We start from the raw sequence: 23,072 nt of genomic DNA, 5'->3' as shown, positions 1-23,072 counted from the left end.
GCGGCGTCAGATAGATCGCTTTCGCGGGCAAGCCTCGCTCCATCGGGGATAACACCGTACCTGTAGGAGCGAGGCTTGCCCGCGAAGGGCGCGACGCGGTTTCAGCTTGCGAGTTCGATCACCCGCCGATAAAACAACCACTCCTGCTCCAGCGCATGGGCCTGGTTACCGGCCTTGCGAAAGCCATGGCGTTCGTCCGCGTAGTAATGCGCATCCACCAGAATGCCGTTGTCCTGTAGCGCCGTGACCATGTCGCGGGTCTGTTGCGGCACCACCACGGCATCCAGTTCACCCTGAAAGAAAATCACTGGAACACTGATGTTGCTCGCATGCAGCAGCGGAGTGCGCGCGGCGTATCGTTCGGCATCCTCAACCGGATCGCCAATCAGCCAATCCAGATAATCGCCTTCGAACTTGTGGGTCGCCCGGCCCAGTGCAACGGGATCGCTGACACCGTAAAGGCTGGCACCCGCGCGGAAAACATTGTTAAAGGCTAACGCACAAAGGGTGGTGTAACCGCCGGCACTGCCACCGCGAACAAACGCTTTGTCGCCGTCGATCAATCCTCGTTCGGCAAGATGAGCGACTACGGCGCAGGCGTCCTCCACATCGACTTCGCCCCAGCTCAAGTGCAGCGCCTGGCGATAAGCCCGGCCATAGCCACTGCTGCCGCGGTAGTTGAGGTCGGCCACGGCGAAGCCGCGTTGCGCCCAGTACTGGATGCGCGGATCGAGCATCGGGTAGCAGGCCGATGTCGGGCCGCCGTGGATGAACACCACCAGCGGCGGTTTCGCCTCACCGGTCATCGCCGGATAGAAGAAGCCATGGGCCTCGCCTGAACCACTCGGATAGCGCAAGGTTTGCGGGATGCTGATGTGCTCGGCAGGCAACGGTGCAATACCGCCAGCCAGTGTTTTGACCTGCCGCGTCTGGCGGTCGATGGCAATGACTGACGACGAACTGACTGGCGAAGCGGCGATGCAGTAAATGAACTGCTCATCCAGTGCGAGAGAGCGGAAGCGGCTGTAATCGCCCGTGAAATCTTCACAGGACTCACCACAAAGACCCAGTCTGCCAAACCCGCTTTCGGTCCAGCTGGCCAGGTAGCGGCCATCGCTCAGCGGCAACCAGGTGCTGCCACCCAACTGCCACGGCGCTGGTCCATGATCCGCGGCGGCACTCGGCAGCGGACTCAAGCCCTCTGCGGACTCCACCCAAGGCTGCCAGTAACCGGCGCGATCCGTCAGGCAAAACAGGCGGCCGTCGCTATCGAAACGAGGTTGTTGCAGCGACTCCTGAACACCTTCGCCCGCCACACAACGCGGTTGAGCAACGCGCCCATCGTTCTGGCGTTCGGCAACCATCAGGCGAGTGGCGGTCCATGGCTGATCCGGGCGGCTCCACTCGATCCACGCCAATCGTTGCGAGTCAGGACTCAACGTCGGCGCGGCATAGAAATCAGCGCCTTCGGCCAGCAGATGACGTACTCCGTCAGCCACATCGATAGCCACCAGTCGATGCCGATCCCGGTTTTCTTCAACCGCCAAAACCTGTCCATTGGCAAACTGCAGATCGCCGTAACGGCATTCTCCGGAGGTCAGCACCTCAGGGGTCTCGCCCGCCAGCGATTGCCGATAGAGTTGCTGGTCCGCTTCGTTGACGAAAACAATACCGTCATCCGTCAGACAAAACGCGCCACCGCCATATTCGTACACCCGACTGCGTACGCTGAAACCGGCTGGCGTCAGGCAACGGGCCTGGCCGTCGCGCCAATGCCAGATCCTGCAGGCAGCATCCTCGGGGCGGTATTCGTTCCAGAACAGACCGTGCTGGCCGACCAGCAATTCGGCGAAGTCGATACCGGCTGCGACGGCCCGGGAGGCACTGAAGGGTTCAGCTTTTAGCGATGAGTCGTGAATTTCGTTCATTGCGAAAGGCCAGTTGTTCGATGGTCTGGGTCGCGTGCTCGGCTTCTTCGCGGGCCTTGAGAATCACGCCGTGATGTTGCGACTTGCTGCACACCGGGTCGGCGTTGCTCGCGTCACCCGTGAGCATGAACGCCTGGCAACGGCAGCCGCCGAAGTCTTTTTCTTTCTCGTCGCAGGAGCGGCACGGCTCAGGCATCCAGTCGTAACCGCGAAATCGGTTGAAGCCGAACGAGTCGTACCAGATGTGCTGCATGCTGTGGTCGCGCACGTTGGGAAATTGCACCGGCATCTGTCGGGCACCGTGACACGGCAGTGCGGTTCCGTCCGGCGTAACTGTAAGAAAGATGCTGCCCCAGCCATTCATGCAGGCTTTCGGGCGTTCTTCGTAGTAGTCCGGCGTGACGAAAATCAGCTTGCACGGATGCCCTTCGGCTTCCAGCCTGGCGCGGTATTCGTTGGTGATGCGTTCGGCGCGGACCAGTTGTTCCTTGGTCGGTAACAGACCGACCCGATTGAGCTGCGCCCAACCGTAAAACTGGCACGTCGCGAGTTCGACGAAGTCGGCCTCAAGGGCGATGCACAGCTCGATGATCCGGTCGATCTTGTCGATATTGTGCCGATGGGTCACGAAGTTCAGCACCATCGGATAACCGTGGGCCTTCACCGCGCGCGCCATTTCCAGCTTCTGCGCAAAGGCCTTTTTCGAACCGGCCAGCAAGTTATTCACTTGCTCGTCACTGGCCTGGAAGCTGATCTGGATGTGGTCCAGACCCGCCTTCTTGAAGTCGCTGATTTTCTGCTCGGTCAGACCAATGCCGGAGGTGATCAGGTTGGTGTAGAAGCCCAGTTTGCGCGCCTCGGCGATCAGCTCGGCGAGGTCCTGGCGCACCAGCGGTTCACCGCCGGAAAAGCCCAGTTGTGCGGCACCCATTTCCCGGGCTTCACGGAATACCTTGATCCACTGTTCGGTGCTCAGTTCTTTGCCTTGTTCGGCGAAGTCCAGCGGGTTGGAGCAGTACGGACATTGCAGCGGACAGCGGTACGTCAGCTCGGCCAGCAGCCACAGGGGCAGGCCGATTTCAGGTTTTGGCGGTAAATTGTCTGACACGGAATCAGACAAGTTCGATCCAGTGCTGAGCACGGGCAACCTCCATGAATTGCTCGATGTCTTCACCGAGCTCGGGCACGCCGGGGAACTTCGCGTCCAGTTCGGCAATGATCGCCGCTACGTCACGTTCGCCGTCGATCAAACCGCCAATCAGTGCGGCGCTTTCATTGAGTTTGATCATGCCTTCCGGATAGAGCAGCACGTGGCCTTTTTGCGCCGGTTCGTATTGGAAACGGTAGCCGGTGCGCCAGGTCGGGGTCTTGCTGCGATCAAAACTCATAAGGTGATTCCTTTATGCCAGACCCGCTGGTCGGTCACGCTGTGATACGGCGGGCGGTTCAATTCGTAGGCCATGCTCATGGCATCGAGCATGCTCCAAAGAATGTCCAGTTTGAACTGGAGAATTTCCAGCATGCGCTCTTGACCGGCCCGCGTCGTGTAGTGCTGCAAAGTGATCGCCAAGCCGTGTTCCACGTCGCGGCGCGCCTGACCCAGGCGGGTACGGAAATACTCGTAACCGGTCGGGTCGATCCACGGGTAATGCTGCGGCCAGCTGTCGAGGCGCGACTGGTGGATTTGCGGCGCGAACAGTTCGGTCAGCGAGCTGCTGGCGGCTTCCTGCCAACTGGCCCGACGGGCGAAGTTGACGTAGGCGTCCACGGCGAAACGCACGCCGGGCAATACCAGTTCCTGCGAGCGCAGTTGATCCGGATCGAGGCCGACGGCCTGGCCCAGACGCAGCCAGGCTTCGATGCCGCCGTCTTCGCCGGGGGCACCGTCGTGATCCAGCAGCCGCTGAATCCACTCGCGACGGATCTCGCGGTCCGGGCAGTTGGCGAGGATCGCGGCGTCCTTCAGGGGAATGTTCACCTGATAGTAGAAGCGATTGGCGACCCAGCCCTGGATCTGCTCGCGCGTTGCCCGGCCTTCGTACATCGCCACGTGATACGGGTGATAGATGTGGTAATAGGCGCCTTTGGCGCGCAGGGCCGCCTCGAATTCGGCGGGGGACATGGGGGTGTCAGTCATTTCGGTTCTCCGGGTACGACCGGTGGATTCTGTGGTGTCTGGTCGGACGTCATCGCGGGCAAGCCCGCTGCCACAAGTTATGCACAATCCTGTGGGAGCGGGCTTGCCCGCGATAGGGCCATCCGCTACAACACAATACTCATGCCGTCATACGCCACTTCAACATTGCGCCGAACCAGTTCTGCACGCTCCGGCGAATCCTCATCAAGAATCGGGTTGGTGTTGTTGATGTGGATAAGCACCTTGCGATGCTTGGGCAACTGTTCCAGCACTTCGAGCATGCCGCCGGGCCCGTTTTGCGCCAGATGGCCCATCTCCCGCCCGGTACGCGTGCCGACACCACGGCGCTGCATTTCGTCGTCATCCCACATCGTGCCGTCCACCAGCAAGCAATCGCTGCCAGCCATGATGTCCAGCAGCGGCGCATCGACTTTGCCCAGGCCCGGCGCATAAAACAATTTGCCGCCGGTGTTCAGGTCTTCGACGATCAGGCCGATGTTGTCGCCCGGGTGCGGGTCGAAGCGGTGCGGCGAGTAGGGCGGTGCGGCGCTGCGCAGGGGCAGCGGGGTGAAGCGCAGGCTCGGGCAGGCCGGGATGGTGAAGCTGCGGTCGAGTTCGATGCGGTTCCAGTTCAGCCCGCCATTCCAGTGCTTGAGCATGGTGAACAGCGGGAAGCCGGTGCTCAGGTCTTCGTGGACCATGTCTGTACACCAGACCTGATGCGGGCAACCTTCGCGCAGGCTGAGCAGGCCAGTGGTGTGGTCGATCTGGCTGTCCATCAGGATGATTGCGCTGATGCCGGTGTCGCGCAGGGCGCGGCCCGGTTGCATCGGGGGGTAGCTCTGGAGTTGGGCACGGATGTCCGGCGATGCGTTGCACAGGATCCAGTTCACGCCGTCATCGGACAGGGCGATGGACGACTGGGTGCGCGCCTTGGCGTTCAGGCTGCCGTTGCGAAAACCTGCGCAGTTCACGCAGTTGCAGTTCCACTGGGGGAAACCGCCGCCGGCGGCGGAACCTAGAATCTGGACAAACATGGGCGCTCCATCATTTCAACGCTGAAAATAAAAACGCCCCGGTAAACCGAGGCGTTGCACATCATTACAACGGCAGACTTAGCGGCTTGCGAAGTACATGGTGACTTCAAAGCCGATACGCAGGTCGGTGTAAGCAGGTTTGGACCAGGACATGGGAGCGCTCCTTCAGGTGATGAGAAAGTAAGACCTATACATATAGTCCACCTCCAGCCGGAGATGTTCAGATAGTTAGGTGGCTATGTTACTCAAAATTACAGAGCGATTGGCCGCGAATCTTTGAGAAAGCTAATTGCAGCGTCGGTAATGATCATTTTGCCGCTTGCCAAGGCGCCGTCGGGCAAGCACTGCTGGCGAGGCAGCGCCAGCCACCTTCGGCTTGATTCAGTTGTCGGGCGGCGTCTTTCAATGCTTTGCGATCGATCATCCGGATCGCTTCAGGCAAACGCTCCAGATAATCCGACGAGTGGCCCGCCAGTTTGCCCTGCCAGAGCAGTTCTGCCGCCTGAGCGCGGGGCAGTGCGCTGCTATGGAATTGATCGGCCAGGGCCTGGCGCTGGGCAACGAAGGTCGCCTCATCGATGCCTTCAATCATTGCGGGGATTTCGTTCAAGAAGCGCTCTATGTGTTCCAGCAGATCCTGAGGGGCAACGCTCGGTGATTGAACGCCAAACAGCAGCCCGGTCTGCCCATGGATCTGGCGCAGGCTGCTGAACACGGCATACCCCAATTGCAGCTCAACACGCAGGCGCTGATAGAACGGCGTCTGGCACAGGTGAGCGAGCAAGCGCCACGCGGCCTCGTCGGCGATGTCCCGCGTGGCCGTCGGACAAAACAGCAACAGCGCGTGTTCGCTGGAGCCGGTGTCGACAGTGCTCCAAAGGTGCAGCGAGTTGATCGAGACGGGCGGCGACGGCTGATCGTCCGCAACGCCGGGCACGCGGCTCAGTGCCAGGCCCATCGCCGCTTGAGTCTGCGCCGACAGGCCCATCGCCAGACCTTGCCAGCGTGCGCTCGCCCACAGCTGCTGCAGGTCATCACTTTCAGCGGTGCGCTCAAGTGAATGCTCGGAAAGCATTTTCAGCAGTTGTCTGATCGGCATCAACGGCACGCTTGGCGGTTCTTCCTGTGGGAAACCGGCATCAGATTTTGTCAGCTCTTTGAGCGCATGTTCGAGGACGGTCGGCATGGGCTCCTGCAATCCGGTCATCTTCAGCAGCCACTCATTGCCTGATGCCCTGAAGGAAAAGTCGACCCCCGCCTGACGGGCGTCTTCGCGCATAGGTTGCAGACGATTTTTCAGGCTCGACTGAAGACGGGGATGAGGTTTGGAAGCTAACCGCCAACGTAGATAAATCGCACCTTCATCCGTGTTATCCGGCAACGCCTGACTGAATTGCATCGGCGAGTTTTCGCGACGGCTGCGCGAGCGATCCTGGGCAAATGTCCGCAGGCCACGGTGTTTGCTGGTCTGGCCGCGAATCAACCCGGCATTGGTCACTGGCGCTTCGGCACGTAAAAACGGGTTAGGCGTCGGCAACTGCCATTTGCCGCTGAAGTTATCCACAGCACCGATTTTTTTCAGAATGTACTTGAGCGCCACGACGCCCTGTTCGGTCAGGCCCGCCTGAAGCTGCTCACTGTCCAGTTGTGCCAGTTGCAGAGCGCCGCTGACCTGTTGCTGACGGTCGAGCAGAGCGGCGTACTCTTGGCGTAACTCGGTCCCGTTTTGCTGAGAAGCAAAAAAGCCCAGCCAATCCACAAGCCGCTCGCGAATCGCGCTCGCCGGTCGAGCCGTGATGAATCCAATATGCAGCAAGGCTTGCCCGGCGAACTGGTACAACGGCGCGGCTTTCAGGCTGTCCGCCAGCCCGCGCTCACGCAATTCAGCCAGCAGACCGCCCGGTTTCGCGGCGTTCAGCCAGTGACACAGAAACGCTAATGCTTCGCGCGAGGAGTCGGGCAATGCTTCGAACGCGAACAGAAGATCGAGCCGACGCTCACCAGCCTGTTGATAACTTGTGTCGGAAGAATCCATCAGCGGTACAGGTGCTTGTTGCGCGACCTTTTCCCCTACGGCAACAGGATCGCTAAAGCGCTGAGCCATTGCCCTCAACTCATCGAGACTTTGCGGGCCCGCCAGGCTCAACGTCATCTGCCCGGTCCGATAAAACCGCTGATAGAAATCCTGCAACGCTTGCTGAAACTCCGGCTGCGGCACCGGCAGGCTGTAACGGTTGCCCGCATGAAACGCCCGAAGCGGGTGAGCGGCCGACAGCCCGTCGAACAGCCCAAACTGCTGCTGAGCCGTGGCATCCCGGGACCAGGCGACAAATTCGGCGTGCAGCACTTCCCGTTCCCGCCGCTGATCGTCCAGATTCATACGCGGATGAGCGAGTATGTCTGACAGACGCTCCAGCCCACCGGCAAAGGCTTGCGGCGGCAGTTCGAAAAAGAAGTCGGTTGTGCGTTCGCTGGTGCGTGCATTTACCTGGCCGCCGTGACCTTGCACGTAGGCCATCAGCCCTTGCCCTGCGGGAAAGCGCTCTGTCCCCAGAAACAGCAAATGCTCAAGAAAATGCGCCAGGCCGGGCCATGCCAGCGGCACGTCATGACTGCCCGCGAAAACCCGCAACGCAGCAGCGCAGCGCTTCAAATCGGGGGCGTGACGCAGCGTCACCCGCAGGCCGTTGGCCAGGGTTTCGGTGTGGGGGCGGGGTTGATTCAGCGCAGGCATGAGCACTTCCAGAACAGAGAAGTGCCAATGCTAGCGGATAACGATGGATCAGCGCTTGTTAAGGTCGCCGTAAAGCTCGGGACGGCGATCGATCAAGTAGCGATTAGCGGCACGGGAATCGATCATCAACTGACGATCCAGCTCACCGACAATCAGGGCTTCATCCAGGCCGGCCTGGGCGATGCGGCTGCCATCCGGCGCGGCGATGCTGCTCTGGCCGCAGTAGTTGATCTCGCCTTCCTGCCCGCAGTAGTTGGCGTAAGCCACATAACACTGGTTTTCGAAGGCGCGGGAACGAACGGTGACGTCGGCGACGAAGTCGAAGGGAATCATGTTCGCCGTCGGCACCAGGATCAGTTCGGCACCGGCCAGGGCCAGGCGTCGGGCGTTTTCCGGGAACTCCAGGTCGTAGCAGATCAGAAAGCCGAGCTTCCAGCCGTTGAGTTCCACCAACGGAAAGTCATCTTGCCCGGCGCTGAACATCGAGTGATCGAGTTCGCCGAACAGGTGAGTCTTGCGGTAGTTGCACAGGCGCTCACCGTTAGCGTCGATCAACTGCACGGCGTTGTAGATCTGCCCGTCCTCGGTGCGCTCAGGATAGCCATACAAAATGGCGATCCCGGTGGTCTTGGCAATGCGCGCGATCTGCTGCGCCGATTCGCCGTTGTGCACCTCCGCCAGCACGCTGACCGCATCGATGCCGATGTTGTAGCCGGTCAGGAACATTTCCGGCAGCACCAGCAAATCCGCGCCCTTGGCCTCCAGCGCCAGTTGATGCAGGCGTTGCAGGTTGCCTGCGACATCCAGGGGCAGCGGTGGACATTGGTAAAGGGCTACGCGCATTTGGGATTCCTCTTACTCGGGCAGGGCGATCGGACCGATCTCGTTGAACACATCACCTGGACCCGGGTTCTCGGCGTGAGTTTCACCGCCGAAGTGTTTCATGATGCCCCAGACCGCGTTGAGCGAGGTCTGCACCGCGCCTTCAACCCACGCCGGCGTCCACGAAACGTCGTCGCCTGCGATGAATATCCCGCGTTGCTCGGCCGGCATGTCGTCCTGCATGAAGTGCGCGTACATGCGCTGGTTGTAGCGGTAGTGGCCGGGCAGGGCGCCTTTGAACGCGCCGAGGAAGTGCGGGTCGGCTTCCCACGACACGGTGATCGGATCGCCGATGATGCGCGCGGCGATATCGACTTTCGGGTAGATCTTTTTCAATGCGTCCAGCGCCAGTTTCACGCGCTTTTCCACCGGGTGCGGGAGCATTTTCAGCGCGTCGCTCATCCACGAGTAAGACAGGCAAATCACGCCCGGCTTGTCGTCGCCGTTGTCGAAGAGATAGGTGCCGCGGGTCAGGCGATCGGTGAGGGTCATGCTCATCAGGTCGCGGCCGGTTTCCGGGTCCTTGTCCTTCCAGAATGGCCGGTCGACCATCACGAAGGTTTTCGACGATTGCATGTAGCGGGTGCGGTCCAGGGCCATCCACATCTTTTGCGAGAACAGGCTTTCGTCGCATTCGATCTGGGTGGTCAGCAGCCAGCTCTGGCAGGTGGTCAGCACTGCTGCGTATTCGCGGGTGTCGCCGTTGTTATCGGTGACCGCAAAACGGCCGTCCGGGGCGTGAGCGATTTTTTTAACCCCGGAGCGTGGCGCGCCTCTGTGCAGCGACTTGAGGCTGGTGCCTTCGGGCCAGTGCACGCAACGTTCCGGCACATGACGCCAGATGCCTTGTGGCACTTGTTCGACGCCGCCGACGACCAGATGTTGGTGATCGTCGCAGTTGGTCATCACGACGCGGAAGATTTCCAGCATCGAGTTCGGGAAGTCCGAGTCCCAGCCGCCGGTGCCGAAACCGACCTGGCCGAAGACTTCGCGGTGATGGAACGACAACTTGGCGAAGGCTTTGGAGGTGGCGACGAAGTCATAGAACGTGCGGTCATCCCACAGCGGAACCAGGGTGTTCCACAGCTCTTTGAGGCGTGGCACATCGCGGTCGCGGATCGCTTGCTGGATATCGGAAAACTGCGAGCCGGCCTCCAGCGCATCCGCCCACGCGTCAGCCACTTCCTGGAACAGTGCAGGAAGGTCGGCCAGCTTCTGTGCGTAGTGGGTTTTGCCTTCCAGGTCGATCACGGTGCTGCCAGAGGCAGGCGTCAGCGGATTGGGAAAGGGTTTGGTCTCGAGACCGAGCTTGTCGACATAGTGGTAAAACGCCGTGGACGACACCGGGAAGCGCATGCCGCCCAGTTCGGCGACGATGCCATCGGTCCCGTTGAACGCTTGGGAACGCAGACGACCGCCCATCTTCGAGGCTTCGTAGACGACGGGCTTGAGGCCCAGTTTCATCAGTTCATAGGCGGCCACCAGTCCGGCGATCCCCGCCCCGACAATCGCCACTTCAGCGCCATGGTTGTGCGCCGGGATGCTGCCCAGACCGGCCGGGTGTTCGATCCAGTCGTCAAAGCCGAAAGGAAAGTCCGGGCCGAAAATGGTGACTGGTTTTTTACCGTCTGCAGGATGGCGATTGTTCTTGTTCATGACTGACCTTACTGGCGACCCGACGCGGAATGCGCATCTGAGTATAGGAAAAGATGGCAGCCATTCTAGAGAGCGTAGAACACGTTAATAAGACGCAATGTGTCGTCGTTTTGCCAATTAATAGATCACTATGACGATATACGACTACACATTGACCATGTTGGAGCGGGCTTGCCCGCGAAGAGGCCCGCCGAGGCACCGCATAACTTGCGGCCAAAACTCAAACCGGCTGCCCCCGATCAATCTTGCTGCTCAAGATGATCGAAGTCGTCGTCTTCTCCACCCCATCCACACTGCCAATCTGATCCAGCAACTGATCCAGCTGCTCCGGCGATTCCGTGCGCAACCACGCCACGTAATCAAATTCACCACTCACCGCACACAACTGCTGAACCTGGGCCATGGCGCTGAGCCGACGCAACACTTCCTTGCCCGAGCGCGGTTGCACCGTAATCCCGACGTAAGCCTGCAATCCGCCGTCCACCACCCGTTGACCCAGACGCACGCCGTAACCGGTGATGACTTTGGCCTTCTCCAGCCGCGCCAGACGTGAAGTCACCGTGGTCCGTGCAATCCCCAATTGGCGAGCGAGCATGGCCACGCTTTCGCGGGCATTGATCTGCAAGGCCGCGATCAGTTGGCGGTCGATTTCGTCGAGAGTGGGTGGGCGGGTGTCAGGCAAGGGTCGTCTCCGGTAACACAAATCAGTGGCTTGGCATGTTACAGCACGGCTGGCACAGCGGAGCTGGGATCTGGCTTCGGTACCATGCCATTGCGGGCTTTAGGCTTGAACGGCCGAGGCAAATGTCTGCCGAAATCGCTGCATTTCCGCTTCTGTTCCTACGCTGACCCGAATCCACGTCTGTCAATCTTTCCACACCCGACCCACCAGGACGCCGCGTTTGGCAAGCGCCTCAATCACTGCTTCGGCCGGACGCTTGGTCCACAGGATGGACACACAGAGTCAGTCGTAGTCGAATGCGAAATCGAGGGATGCGAGGTGACCACAATGACGAAGAAGATGCCTCCCGCTGTACGGGATCGCGCAGTGCAGATTGCCAATCACGAAATGGGCCACTACGTCGTTGCCCGGGCCCTGGGATTTGAGACGGGTGGCGTGAGTCTGACAGTCACCATGGACTTGAGGCATCAAGCGGGCGCTTCCATTACCTTGGCGCATTCGATTTCGTCGATTGAAGCCATGAAGGAGCATCTGGAAGCCCGGATGATGGTCCTCTTTGCCGGCGCTATGGCGCAGTCATTAACTTCAAAACGTTCACTCGGCAAACGCGTCGATCAGCCGAAAGCGACCGCCATCCTGAAGGGAGAGCTTGGGGCGGAGCAGGACTACGCAAAAATAAGGGAATTACGGCACTTGCTGCGCAACATCACCTTCCCCGAGACGGATCCGGCTTCGGCTGAACGGGTAGCGGCCGAGCTGAAAGAGATTACGGATCGCCTGTGGTTGCGGACTCAAACAATCGTTGAGGCATTGGCCGATACGATTATTGGGTTGGGCGAGGCGTTGGTTGATGGTGTGGATATCGTGGAGCAATGGGGGCGGGCGGCGGATACGTATGAGGGAGTGTTGACGAGGGAGGCGCTTGAGCGGATGGGGTTGGTGCAGGCGATTCCGGCGTTGTGTGTTTGGGCTGGCAGCTGTAGTGATGCCGATCCGTAGAGGAAATAACGACATTGCGGGCGCGCATTGCACGCCCGATCACGATTTGGAAGCCCCGAATAATCGGGGCTTCTTTCTGTGGGGTAAGCCGCCCTATTCCTCGGATTCCGTCGCGGTCCGAGCGGGGCGCGGTGTCAGCACCTTCACCACATCATCAATCACCGCCTTACCCATTGCCGTCAGATAGTGCGCGGCCCAAGCGTGGCGGTCAGTGTCTCTTGCGTAGGCTGCGTCTTCGGCAAATGATTTGGCGAGGAACAGCAGATCGGAGGCTTGTGACAATGCATCAACGATGGGGACGCCGGCGCGGACGTTGAACAACGCCTGATCCGAGCAGTAGATGAGTGGGGTGAAACCGATGGTTTTCAGGTCTGAAATTGCGGACGGATTTGTTTTGTTCACGATATAACTCCTGGGTTCGAGGAGCTGCCACTTTCGTTACCACACGAAAGGGTGGCAGCTGTACGCAGGGTGGTAAACCGGGAACCAAGGAAACCGGCACGCCCGAAGGCGTCCCACGCACAGCTGCCATATCGAGATCACAGGCATAAAAAACTGCCTATCTTCGTGATGAGTGCACTGTTGCGCTGGTTCCCGGGTTACCACACCCGATCGCTGCATTTGCAGCGACGTCCGGAGAGTATCCCGTCGAAGAGAACGCCAACAAGGCGGCAAAGTGCCTAAACGCACCCATTACGCAATTCTCGGAGTTTGCCTACAACCATGGCGGACGTCATCCGATAATCTGACGTCAGCGCAAAATGTAACCTAGACGGCAGACAGGGAAAATGACGGAGGATCCGCCTTCGAGCAGCGCACAAAGCTCAACCGAGCCCGACGGGAGGGTGCAGTATGTCCATACCCCCTAAAATTCAAGCCTGCATTGAGCAGTTGCACCGAGACGTGGCCGCTTTGGCGGAAGACATGCGTAGCCCGGCCCCCACTGCGGCCCGAACGATGCTGCTGCCGTTTAGTCTCGGCGCCGCGTTTGCTCTGGTGACTTTTGTTGTCGTTGCCTTGGTGGTTCCGCTGGTCTAAATTCGTTGCCAACTTCAGAAAGCCAAAAGCCGCGTATTTGCGCGGCTTTTGGCTTGGTATGTCTCGTCCTGAATATGTTTACACCTGTTTCAGGGCTAGACACAGAGAGATTTTTCTATGGCTGGATTTGTGGCAAGAAAGGAGAGGGGCGTTAGGTATGTTTTTTCGGAGCGGGGCAAACTTGATGATCCGAATCAAACCAAAGTACCCGCATGACCTCTCTTTCTCTTATACAGAAGACTCTCTTGGGGCCAGTCACTCGAAATGACATAAGAGAATCGATGTCGTCTTGTTGTATCTCTTGAAGACGCTGCTGGGCATCTCTTGAAAGTCTACTCAGCTCAATGTCATGGGATCCGCTTTTGGCTATCTCTTCAAGACTCATCGTTTCAAAACAGTGAAGTCGTTCCATGACAGCTTTGTAATCACCAGCGTCCGCCAAACTACTCCAGGCAAAGGGCCCCCCCTTATCTGCACGACTGAATCGCCAAGATATGCCGCTGGCAGGGATTTGACGGGAATGAGGTTGTTTAGCTGGCTTTTCGGCTGGAGTCTGAGATGGTTTGTGTTTTGCTATCTTTTTGCCGTTTCCCTTAGCCATGTAGCCTCACAGTGAGCTGTAATACTCAGCCATCGCCGCTTGGGTGATCTCTGTGGTTCCGCGTGCGCCATCGGGAAGACCAGCTTCTTTCCGAGCATACTTCCAAGGGTCTTCTGCATGCGTGAGATCACTCAGCCATTGAGAGTGCTTATCACCATAGTGGCTAAGGACTGCCTCAATGGTTTCACGCTGATCTTCATCGAGAGCATCAGGGTTCCCTTCTATCTCCCCAGGAGCCACTGTGTATTTGCCTTTGTGTGCAAAGTAGAGTTCTGGGATAACCGGGCCATTGGCCCAAGCCTGGATTTTTTCCCGGATCAACGGTGCCTCATCCCAAACCAAGGACCACGCTTGGCTGTAATAGACAAGCTTTTGCAGTTTCATCGCAGTAATTTCTCCCTGTTTCTCAAGGACAAAAGCTGCAACGTCCGCGGCATTGACAGGGGTGTGTTTCACGGTCATGTGTACCTCCATGAGCATTGCGGGGCGACTATACATCGCACAAATCCATATAGGGGAATATATAGCGCATATATTCCCGACATGCTCTCCTTGCATCCTCTTACGGTAGGACCATGGCTAGCGCGCTTTGTCGTTTAAACTGTATAGATGTACAGTTGTTTTGTCACCACTTCGCGTCGCTTATCGGACGGCTTAGCAAGGGTCGTGCTTCAAGAGGCCGAGCCTTATCCCCGAGGGGCGGTGGCGAATCGAGGTGGACACGTTTTGGGTACTTCGGCTGTTTCTAACGAAAAACATCCGACGGTTACCTAAGTGCCAGATACACGAAAGCCGCGCATCAGCGCGGCTTTCTTGTTTGGTGGGCCCACACGGATTTGAACCGTGGACCAAAGGATTATGAGTCCTCTGCTCTAACCAACTGAGCTATAGGCCCTCAGTAGGTCGCGGATTATAACGATGGTTTCTCGGCTGTGCTATCCGAAAAATCCGATACGGCAATACGAAGAAACGTCGCGGCGAATTCGTCGGGGGGAAGGGGCAGGCTGACGATGTAGCCCTGGATCTGTTCGCAGCCTTCTTCGGCCAGGAATTGTTGCTGTGCCTGGGTCTCGACGCCCTCTGCAATGACAGTGAATTGCATGCTGCGGCCCAAGGCGATGATGGCGCGAACAATCGCTGCATCGTGCGGATCGTCAGGCAGGCCGCGGACGAAGGACTGGTCGATCTTGAGGATGTCCAGCGGCAGACGCTTGAGGTAGCTCAGTGACGAGTAGCCCGTGCCGAAGTCGTCGATCGCCAATTGCACCCCCAGGTGTTTGAGTTGGTGCAGCACCGCCAGTGCTTCTTCGGCCTGGCTCATGATGAAGTTTTCGGTAATTTCCAGTTGCAGAAAACCGGGCGCCAGGCCGTTGTCCTTCAGCAGTTGTTCGATCCGCCCGAGCAGGTTCGGCTGGCGCAGTTGAGCGCCGGCGAGGTTGACCGACAGGGGGCCGAGGCACTCATAGACCTGGTTCCACTCATACATCTGTCGGCAGGCTGTCTCCAGTACCCAGTCGCCGATCTGCAGGATCATGCCGTTTTCTTCCGCCAAGGGAATGAAGTGTTCCGGCGGCACCGCGCCGAAGGTCGGGTGATGCCAGCGAATGAGCGCTTCGGCGCCGACCAGCCGATGGTCGGCGAGGCTGATTTTCGGTTGGTAGTAGAGAAACAGCTCATTGCGCTCGATGGCGCGCCGCAATTCATGTTCCAGCGCCACGCGCTCGCTGGCCTGGGCGGTGAGGTCGCGGGTGTAGCTTTCCACCCGGTTGCGGCCCTTGGCCTTGGAGCGATACATCGCGGCATCGGCGTTCTTGACCAGCGTGGCGACGTCGCAGCCGTCCTTGGGGTACAGGCTGGTGCCAATGCTGGCACTGATGAAAAACTCGTGCTCGCCGGCCTGGAAGGGAGCGGCGAAGCAATTGAGCAGCTTGGTGGCAATGTTGTCGGCATCGCTGGATTGTTGCAGGCCGGGCAGCAGGATGATGAATTCGTCACCCCCCAGGCGCGCGACGGTATCGATATCGCGTAACTGCTCTTTGAGGCGCACGGCGATGCCTTTGAGCAGCAGGTCACCGACCGGGTGACCAAGGCTGTCGTTGATGTGTTTGAAGCGGTCCAGATCGAGGAACAGCACCGCGCCTTGGCCTCCGTTTTCCTGCTGGGTATTGAGTGCGGTCAGCAGTCGGCTCTCGAACAGCGTGCGGTTTGGCAGGCCGGTCAGCGGATCGTGGTGCGCCTGGTAGTCGAGTTTGGCCTGCGCGTGTTTGAGGCTGGAAATGTCCGCGAACACCGCCACGAAGTGGGTGATGAATTTTTCCCGGTTGCGCACGGCGCTGATGGTCAGCCAGCTCGGGTAGAGCTCGCCATTCTTGCGGCGGTTGGAAATCTCGCCTTGCCAGTGACCTTCGTCCGTCAGCTGATGCCACATCGCTGCATAGAACGCGCTGTCGTGGAGGCCCGAGGCGAGCAGGCGAGGGGTGTGGCCCAGTGCTTCGCTCTCGCTGTAGCCGGTGATCTCGGTGAACGCTCGGTTGACCGCGCTGATGTGCTGTTGGGTGTCGGTGATCAACACCCCCTCGGCGGTGCTCTCGAACACCGTGGCGGCCTGTTGCAGTTTTTCCTGCATCAGGTGCCGTTCGGTGATGTCCCGGGCAATGGTCAACATGCAGTCTTCGTCGCCGATGGGCAGCGGACGGCTGGAAACCTCGCAGAGGCGGATTTGCCCGTCACTGCGGCGGATGTGGCAGCTGAAGTCACGAACAAAGCCATCCCTCTGCAGCAGATCGAGCATCTGTTTACGCTCGTTGAGATTGACCCATATCCCCAGTTCCAAGGCGGAACGATCCACAGACATCGCGCTGTTGAAGCCTGTGATGCGGCTGAAACCCTCGTTGACCTCCAGCAGCAATCCGTCGCTCTGCCGGGACAGCAGCAAGCCGTCCGGGGAGGCGTGGAAGGCCTTGGCGAATTTTTCTTCAGAGGTTTGCAGTTGCTGCTGGGTTTCCTTGAGCTGACTGATATCGCGCACGACGACGACCAGGGCGGGGGTCGTATCGAGGTCGAAGGGCTCGGCGGAAATCAGGCCGGTAAACACCTGGCCATTGTTGCGGCGAAAGGGCATCTCCAGGTTGCGGATGCTGCCGGCCTGCAAGCGCTGCAGCAAACCCGGACCGACACCGGGAATGCCCCAGATATTCAGGTCGGTGGCGGTCTGGCCAATGACATCTTCAGCCTTGAGACCTACTTGTTCTTCGAACGCTTTGTTGACTTCCATCAGGCAGCCATCGGACAGCCGCGCGATCACCAGGATGTCCGGGCATTGCTGAAACACGGAGGCGAATTTTTGCTCGGACAGGCTCAGGGCCTCTTCAGTGCGCTTGGCGTCACTGATGTCGATCATCAATCCACGCATCACCGGCTCATGCCCGTGCTCGATCAGACTGACGATATCGCGCACCCACAGACAGCGACCGTCGGCGGTGATAACGCGGTAATCGACGCTGTGATCACGCCCGGCCAATACTTCGTGGTCGCAGAAAGTCTGAGCCCGGGTCAGGTCCGCAGGGTGGATGATGTTGCGCCAGAAGCCCGGAATCAGCCAATGGGATAGCGGATAGCCAAGAAGTTCTTCGGCATGTGGTGACACATAGCTGTAGGTGAAATCGCTGATCCGCGCTTCCCAGGCAATCGCGGAAAGGCTCTCAACCAGCCCGCGGTAATGGTATTCGCTGCTGCGCAGCTCTTGTTCGAGGTCGACGCGCCGGGCAATTTCCGAACTGAGTCGGCGGTTAATCCGGATGACCACTGCCAGCATGATCATCAGAAACAGCAGCCCGGGCAGACCGTAGACCAGCAAATCCGACCAGAAGGTTCGATGATCCAGAACGTTGCCGATCCAGTGTTCCTGAATGGCGCTGATTTCACTTGAAGTCATGTCCGCGAGGACTTTGTCCAGAATCCCGACCAGAATCTTGTTGTTGGGGGGCACGGCCATCGCCAATTGATAGCGATAGGGCGTTTCGCCGCTGACATACAGGCCGTCGAGCTTGAGCTGACGCAGGCTCCAGACACTGGAGGCGAGATCGCCCACGACCGCATCCACTTCATCGGTGGCCAGCGCCTGCAAGGCCGAGCTGACATTGGGCATCGCCACCAGATTCAGGTCGGGGTGGTGCGTGCGCAACAGCTCATGGGGCGCATAGTTTTCCACGACGGCGATCTTCAGCCCGTAGAGCTCTTCGAGCTTGCGCGGCTGGGGGCCTCCGACATGAGCGAGGATAACAATCGGAAAGTCCAGATAGGGGCGAGTGAATGACAGGTACGACTGGCGCTCCGGGGTCGACATGATGCCCGGCAGGACGTCCAGCTTGCCTTGCTTGGCCTGCTGCAGGACCTCGGTCCAACTGATCGGCTCGATGGGCGTCAGTTTGACGGCCAGCCGTTGACGGATCACGTTGATGTAGTCCGCCGCCAGACCCTGATAGCGGCCCTGATCGTCACGAAATTCAAACGGCGGCCAGGAGGCGTCGACACCCAGGCGCAAGTCCGGGTGAGCCGCCAGCCAGCTACGTTCTTCGTCGGTCAGAGTCAGCGCGCCAGCCGTTGCGGTCCAGGTCATCAGCGACAGCAAAAAAAGCACGGTCGGCAGTCTGGGCATAACGGTCTCGTTATGGCTCGGGGGAATGTTTCGAGTGTAGACGGGCAATTCGGCGGGGGGGACGCGCGGGGGATTTAATCTGCATAAAGCAAAACCCCCGGCCTGGGCCGGGGGTTTTGTGATCACTCGTCGAGGAAAGAGCGCAGATGCTCGCTTCTCGTCGGGTGGCGCAGCTTGCGCAGCGCCTTGGCTTCGATCTGACGAATCCGTTCACGGGTCACGTCGAACTGCTTACCAACCTCCTCGAGGGTGTGGTCGGTATTCATGTCGATACCGAAGCGCATGCGCAGAACCTTGGCTTCACGGGCAGTGAGGCCGGACAGCACTTCGCGAGTCGCTTCTTTAAGGCTCTCAACAGTGGCTACATCGATTGGCGACTGCATGGTCGAGTCTTCGATGAAGTCACCCAGATGGGAGTCTTCGTCATCACCGATCGGGGTTTCCATGGAGATCGGCTCTTTAGCGATCTTCAATACCTTGCGGATCTTGTCCTCAGGCATTTCCATGCGGTCGCCCAGCTCGTCCGGGGTCGGTTCGCGACCCATTTCCTGCAACATCTGCCGGGAAATGCGGTTGAGCTTGTTGATCGTCTCGATCATGTGCACCGGAATACGGATGGTGCGGGCCTGGTCGGCGATCGAGCGAGTGATCGCCTGACGGATCCACCAGGTGGCATAAGTCGAGAATTTGTAGCCGCGGCGGTATTCGAACTTGTCTACCGCTTTCATCAGACCGATGTTGCCTTCCTGGATCAGATCGAGGAATTGCAAGCCACGGTTGGTGTACTTCTTGGCGATGGAGATCACCAAACGCAAGTTCGCTTCAACCATCTCTTTCTTCGCGCGGCGGGCCTTGGCCTCACCGATCGACATGCGACGGTTGATATCCTTGATCTCGGCGATCGTCAAACCGGTTTCGGTTTCCAGCGCGGTCAGCTTTTGCTGGCAACGAATGATGTCCGGTTGCAGGCGACCAATGGCTTCAGCGTATTTGCTTTTGCCTTTGGCCAGTGCATCGGTCCAGCTTTCGTCAACTTCGTTGCCCGGGAACTGGCGCAGGAAGTCGGCACGCGGCATGCGGGCATCACGAACGCAAAGTTGCATGATCGCGCGCTCTTGCTGACGCAGACGATCCAGGGCACTGCGAACACGCTCGACCAGGCCTTCGAATTGCTTCGGTACCAGTTTGATCGGCATGAACAGCTCAGCCAGCAGCACCAGCTCGGCAATTGCCAGCTTGTTGCCACGACCGTGCTTTTTCAGCGCCTTGCGGGTGATTTCCATCTGATCGGAGACGGCGCCAAAACGCTGTGCTGCGATGACCGGATCCGGACCGCTTTCGGCTTCTTCTTCGTCGTCGGTGCTGGCTTCAGCTTCGTCGTCGTCGGTATCGTCGTCCGCTTTCACGGCTTTCGGATCGACAGGCGGCGGCACTTCGGCTGCAGGTGGCGCAATGCCGTCGTCCGGGTCGATATAACCGCTCAGGACGTCGGACAGGCGGCCACCTTCGGTGGTGACGCGAGTGTACTCGGAGAGAATGTGATCAACCGTGCCAGGGAAGTGCGCGATTGCGCCCATCACTTCACGGATACCCTCTTCAATACGTTTGGCGATTTCGATTTCGCCTTCACGTGTGAGGAGCTCTACCGTACCCATTTCACGCATGTACATGCGCACTGGGTCGGTGGTGCGACCAATGTCGGTCTCGACCGCTGCCAACGCTGCTGCTGCCTCTTCGGCCGCGGCTTCGTCAGTATCGGCGTCGGCCAGCATAAGGGAATCCTTATCTGGCGCAACCTCGAATACGTTGATCCCCATGTCATTGATCATGCGGATGATGTCTTCCACCTGTTCCGGATCTGAAATATCCTCCGGCAGGTGGTCGTTGACCTCCGCGTAAGTCAGGTAACCCTGCTCACGACCAAGTGTGATCAACTCTTTGATACGAGACTGCTGTTGCGCTTTTCCGGACATAACACCCTATCCACTGAAGGTCTTGGCGGGCAAAAAACAAGCCGAGGATTATACCTGAGCTATGACCTCACGCGCCAGTTGAGGTCGGGTCTGATACAGCCATATTGCGTTTTAATAGGTCGCGCATCTGATTTGCGATCTGATTTGCTTCCTCCGCGGTCAATCCTGGCTGCCTTGCTTTCCTGATGAGTACTTCCAGGCTATCCGTGTGTTGACTTGCCGATAACCTAGTAATGGTGTCTAAAAACTGTTGTTCAAGGTTGTCGCCGTCAATCAGCCATTCCTTTTCCGCCAAAGCCTTGAGCAGGCGCCCCTGTTCAGTCCCATGCCAGCGGGCCATCAGTTGAATAGAGTTTAGCTTAGGATTTTTCTGTACCGCCCCGATGAGGGCGACCAGCAGTTGCGCGTATGTATTGCTCTCATTCGCGAAGTGATCGGCGGTTTCTACCTTACCCGCCAGTTCCGGGTGATGAATGAGGGTGCGCAGTGCTATCAGTGTTGGAGCTTCGACGGCGATCGGTGTACGCGGGGCACTATATTGATCGCGATCACCGCCCCGCTTGCCATTTTTGTCCCAGGGCTTCTTGTCCCACTTCTTGCCGCCAGCGCCGGGTTTCTTCGGCGTCCACTCCTGCTGCGGCACATACATCTCTTGTGCCTGCGGCTGATGGTAGTCGCTGTAATCCGGCATGGCGTCGTAATCGATGCCCGGGTCGTAAGCCGGTGGCGCATCCTGAGGTGCGCTTTGCACCAGTTGACTCACGGCTTCACCGCTGAGGCCGGTAATTTCGGTCAGGCGTTGACGCATAAGGATGCGCAGATTCGCGCCCGGGACCTTGTCGATCAGCGGCGCGGCGAGGGTGGCCATGTGGGCCTTGCCTTCGAGCGAGCGTGGGTCCGATTCTTCGGTCAGTTGCTGAAAGAAATAATCCGCCAACGGCTGGGCGTGCTGGTTGATTCGCGCGCGGAAAGCGTCAGTGCCTTCGGAGCGGACCAGCGTGTCCGGGTCTTCACCTTCGGGCAGGAATAGAAAGCGCGCGCGCCGCCCGTCTTGCAGGCACGGCAGCGCCGCTTCCAGTGCGCGCCACGCAGCGTTACGGCCGGCCTGGTCGCCATCAAAGCAGAACAGGACGTTGGGCACGACGCGAAACAGCCGCTTCAAGTGCTCTTCGCTGGTGGCGGTGCCCAGGGTCGCGACGGCATTGCGCAAGCCTTGTTGGGCGAGGGCGATGACGTCCATGTAGCCTTCGACGACGATGATTTCGTCGAGGTTGCGGTTGTTCTTGCGTGCTTCATAAAGACCGTAGAGTTCCTGGCCTTTATGGAATACCGGGGTTTCCGGTGAGTTCAGGTATTTCGGCTTGTCGTCGCCCAATACCCGGCCGCCGAAAGCAATGATGCGTCCGCGGCTGTCACGGATCGGGAACATCACGCGATCGCGAAAGCGGTCATAGCGTTTGCCGGTTTCGGCATTCTCGATCAGCAGGCCGGCGTCGACCATGGCTTTCTGTTGCAGGGTGTCGCTGCTCAAGTGCTTGAATAGATTGTCCCAGCCGGGCGGCGCGAAGCCGAGGCCGAAGTCCCTGGCGATTTCGCCGGTCAACCCGCGACCTTTCAAGTAATCCACAGCCGCTTTGCGCGATGGATGGCTTTTCAGGGCTTGACGGTAAAACTCGGCGGCCGCAGTCAGCAGCGGGTACAGCGGCGAATCAGTGGGTTGTCGCGGTTTGTGCGGCCGACCGCTTTCTTCGCGGGGGATTTCCATGCCGGCGGCTTTCGCCAGTTCTTCGACCGCCTGGACGAAATCCAGGTTGTCGTGGTCCATCATGAAGCCGAGGGCATTGCCGCCCGCGCCGCAACCGAAGCAGTAATAGAACTGCTTGTCGGGGCTGACGCTGAAGGACGGGGTTTTCTCTTTATGAAAAGGGCAGCAGGCGGTGTAATTCTTGCCGGCCTTTTTCATTTGCAGGCGCGAGCTGACCACATCGACGATGTCGGTGCGGTTCAGAAGGTCGTCAATGAAGCTCTGGGGAATTAGCCCGGCCATGGCGTTCTCGTCATCTGCGCTTAAAGGGGCCCAAAACGATGAGCGGCCGAACGCGAGTCGTTGTTTTAGGCGCGCAAAATGTGCGGCTCGACCGGTGTCGTCTGCGTAATCGCTGTCGGGAAGTGTATCTGCCGAAAATCCACTGACGTTAGTACCAATCAGTATTCGACTATATGAAAGTGTTTCGCTGAAATCCGCTGCGGCCAGTCGAGGGCCTCGGATAGCTCATAAGCGGGCACGCAAGAAGGTGCCTTGGGCTGATCGTCGTGAGAGGAATCAGTGGGTGTGCTCGTCAGTAGCCTTGGAAGGCTCGTCAGAAAAGACGTGCACCGCTGGCAAAAGAGCCAGGTCTGACGCTGTGAAGCAGGTTTGTCTCGGTCGCGTCTGCGGCTTTGACGGTGAAGCATCAAGCGTTTTCCGCAAATGCCATTAGCCCGGCTGAGGGCCGGGCTTGGCAGAAGCTTGCTACGAACGTCTGTGTATTAGTACAGACGAACGGAGCGTCGCTGTTCGCGCTGAACTTTCTTCGCGTGACGCTTAACAGCGGCTGCTGCTTTGCGCTTACGCTCAGAAGTAGGCTTCTCGTAGAATTCGCGGCTACGAACTTCAGCCAGTACACCGGCTTTTTCGCAGGAGCGCTTGAAACGACGCAGAGCTACGTCGCAGGGGTCGGACTCATATACTTTCACCGCTGGCCACCA

19 protein-coding genes and 1 tRNA gene are annotated in these 23,072 nt (G+C 58.9%); 2 read left to right on the top strand and 18 right to left on the bottom strand.

Annotated features, from left to right (window positions below; translation table 11 throughout):
• Window positions 1–101 precede the first annotated feature (101 nt).
• The 10 genes from ACIQV9_RS24555 to ACIQV9_RS24510 form a co-directional block, all read right to left on the bottom strand.
• Entirely contained in the window at window positions 102–1,928 is a 1,827-nt protein-coding gene (locus ACIQV9_RS24555; protein ID WP_403107039.1) for a S9 family peptidase, read from the bottom strand.
• Window positions 1,894–3,036 (bottom strand): pyrroloquinoline quinone biosynthesis protein PqqE, encoded by a 1,143-nt coding sequence (gene pqqE, locus ACIQV9_RS24550; protein WP_403107116.1) that lies wholly within the window; start codon window positions 3,034–3,036, stop codon window positions 1,894–1,896. The genes ACIQV9_RS24555 and pqqE overlap by 35 nt, the downstream gene beginning before the upstream one ends.
• Window positions 3,037–3,040: 4 nt before the next feature.
• A complete protein-coding gene (gene pqqD, locus ACIQV9_RS24545; RefSeq protein ID WP_403107036.1) occupies window positions 3,041–3,316 on the bottom strand; it encodes a pyrroloquinoline quinone biosynthesis peptide chaperone PqqD in 276 nt (91 codons plus the stop codon).
• Window positions 3,313–4,065, bottom strand: a complete 753-nt coding sequence (pqqC, locus tag ACIQV9_RS24540; protein ID WP_403107033.1) for a pyrroloquinoline-quinone synthase PqqC — start codon at window positions 4,063–4,065, stop codon at window positions 3,313–3,315. Before pqqC ends, pqqD begins: the two co-directional genes overlap by 4 nt.
• Before the next feature lie 125 nt (window positions 4,066–4,190).
• Window positions 4,191–5,102, bottom strand: coding sequence for a pyrroloquinoline quinone biosynthesis protein PqqB (pqqB, locus tag ACIQV9_RS24535; protein WP_403107030.1), 912 nt, complete (start codon window positions 5,100–5,102; stop codon window positions 4,191–4,193).
• Window positions 5,103–5,180: 78 nt separating this feature from the next.
• Complete coding sequence (pqqA, locus tag ACIQV9_RS24530) at window positions 5,181–5,255, bottom strand: pyrroloquinoline quinone precursor peptide PqqA (protein WP_009045898.1); 75 nt, start codon at window positions 5,253–5,255, stop codon at window positions 5,181–5,183.
• 154 nt (window positions 5,256–5,409) lie between these two features.
• The gene (pqqF, locus tag ACIQV9_RS24525) at window positions 5,410–7,836 is read right to left on the bottom strand and encodes a pyrroloquinoline quinone biosynthesis protein PqqF (RefSeq protein WP_403107027.1); all 2,427 of its coding nucleotides are present in this window, start codon (window positions 7,834–7,836) and stop codon (window positions 5,410–5,412) included.
• 48 nt (window positions 7,837–7,884) lie between these two features.
• The gene (locus ACIQV9_RS24520; RefSeq protein WP_403107024.1) at window positions 7,885–8,679 is read right to left on the bottom strand and encodes a carbon-nitrogen hydrolase family protein; all 795 of its coding nucleotides are present in this window, start codon (window positions 8,677–8,679) and stop codon (window positions 7,885–7,887) included.
• Window positions 8,680–8,691: 12 nt separating this feature from the next.
• Window positions 8,692–10,374, bottom strand: a complete 1,683-nt coding sequence (locus ACIQV9_RS24515; protein ID WP_403107021.1) for a flavin monoamine oxidase family protein — start codon at window positions 10,372–10,374, stop codon at window positions 8,692–8,694.
• Window positions 10,375–10,594: 220 nt separating this feature from the next.
• Window positions 10,595–11,056: an Lrp/AsnC family transcriptional regulator gene (locus ACIQV9_RS24510; protein WP_403107018.1), complete on the bottom strand. Its 462-nt coding sequence runs from the start codon at window positions 11,054–11,056 to the stop codon at window positions 10,595–10,597.
• 327 nt (window positions 11,057–11,383) lie between these two features.
• On the opposite strand from ACIQV9_RS24510, the gene ACIQV9_RS24505 reads away from it, so the two are divergent.
• Complete coding sequence (locus ACIQV9_RS24505; RefSeq protein WP_403107016.1) at window positions 11,384–12,055, top strand: peptidase M41; 672 nt, start codon at window positions 11,384–11,386, stop codon at window positions 12,053–12,055.
• A gap of 93 nt (window positions 12,056–12,148) precedes the next feature.
• Here ACIQV9_RS24505 and ACIQV9_RS24500 read toward each other — a convergent pair whose 3' ends face one another.
• Window positions 12,149–12,457, bottom strand: coding sequence for a DUF3077 domain-containing protein (locus tag ACIQV9_RS24500; RefSeq protein WP_403107013.1), 309 nt, complete (start codon window positions 12,455–12,457; stop codon window positions 12,149–12,151).
• A gap of 450 nt (window positions 12,458–12,907) precedes the next feature.
• Between ACIQV9_RS24500 and ACIQV9_RS24495 the strand changes: the two genes are divergently transcribed.
• Window positions 12,908–13,093 carry a hypothetical protein gene (locus ACIQV9_RS24495; RefSeq protein ID WP_403107010.1) on the top strand — a complete coding sequence of 62 codons (186 nt, stop codon included), beginning with the start codon at window positions 12,908–12,910 and terminating at the stop codon, window positions 13,091–13,093.
• A gap of 151 nt (window positions 13,094–13,244) precedes the next feature.
• On the opposite strand, the gene ACIQV9_RS24490 is transcribed toward ACIQV9_RS24495, so the two are convergent.
• The 7 genes from ACIQV9_RS24490 to rpsU all read right to left on the bottom strand — a co-directional run bounded on the left by ACIQV9_RS24490 (window position 13,245) and on the right by rpsU (window position 23,060).
• A complete protein-coding gene (locus ACIQV9_RS24490) occupies window positions 13,245–13,694 on the bottom strand; it encodes a hypothetical protein (RefSeq protein WP_403107007.1) in 450 nt (149 codons plus the stop codon).
• A gap of 6 nt (window positions 13,695–13,700) precedes the next feature.
• Window positions 13,701–14,156, bottom strand: coding sequence for a Panacea domain-containing protein (locus tag ACIQV9_RS24485; protein WP_403107004.1), 456 nt, complete (start codon window positions 14,154–14,156; stop codon window positions 13,701–13,703).
• A gap of 356 nt (window positions 14,157–14,512) precedes the next feature.
• A tRNA-Ile gene (locus ACIQV9_RS24480) sits at window positions 14,513–14,589 on the bottom strand.
• A gap of 15 nt (window positions 14,590–14,604) precedes the next feature.
• Complete coding sequence (locus tag ACIQV9_RS24475; protein WP_403107001.1) at window positions 14,605–18,351, bottom strand: bifunctional diguanylate cyclase/phosphodiesterase; 3,747 nt, start codon at window positions 18,349–18,351, stop codon at window positions 14,605–14,607.
• 122 nt (window positions 18,352–18,473) lie between these two features.
• On the bottom strand, window positions 18,474–20,324 hold the full coding sequence (gene rpoD / locus ACIQV9_RS24470) for an RNA polymerase sigma factor RpoD (RefSeq protein WP_403106998.1): 1,851 nt from the start codon (window positions 20,322–20,324) through the stop codon (window positions 18,474–18,476).
• Window positions 20,325–20,391: 67 nt separating this feature from the next.
• Entirely contained in the window at window positions 20,392–22,371 is a 1,980-nt protein-coding gene (gene dnaG, locus ACIQV9_RS24465; RefSeq protein ID WP_403106995.1) for a DNA primase, read from the bottom strand.
• Window positions 22,372–22,853: 482 nt separating this feature from the next.
• On the bottom strand, window positions 22,854–23,060 hold the full coding sequence (rpsU, locus tag ACIQV9_RS24460) for a 30S ribosomal protein S21 (protein WP_403107114.1): 207 nt from the start codon (window positions 23,058–23,060) through the stop codon (window positions 22,854–22,856).
• Between the last annotated feature and the right edge of the window lie 12 nt (window positions 23,061–23,072).

Source organism: Pseudomonas sp. NPDC099000 (assembly GCF_044759925.1).
In the GTDB taxonomy this organism is placed as follows: domain Bacteria; phylum Pseudomonadota; class Gammaproteobacteria; order Pseudomonadales; family Pseudomonadaceae; genus Aquipseudomonas.
Note: the sequence above shows the minus strand (reverse complement) of the source record. Positions and strands in the feature narration are given on the sequence as shown.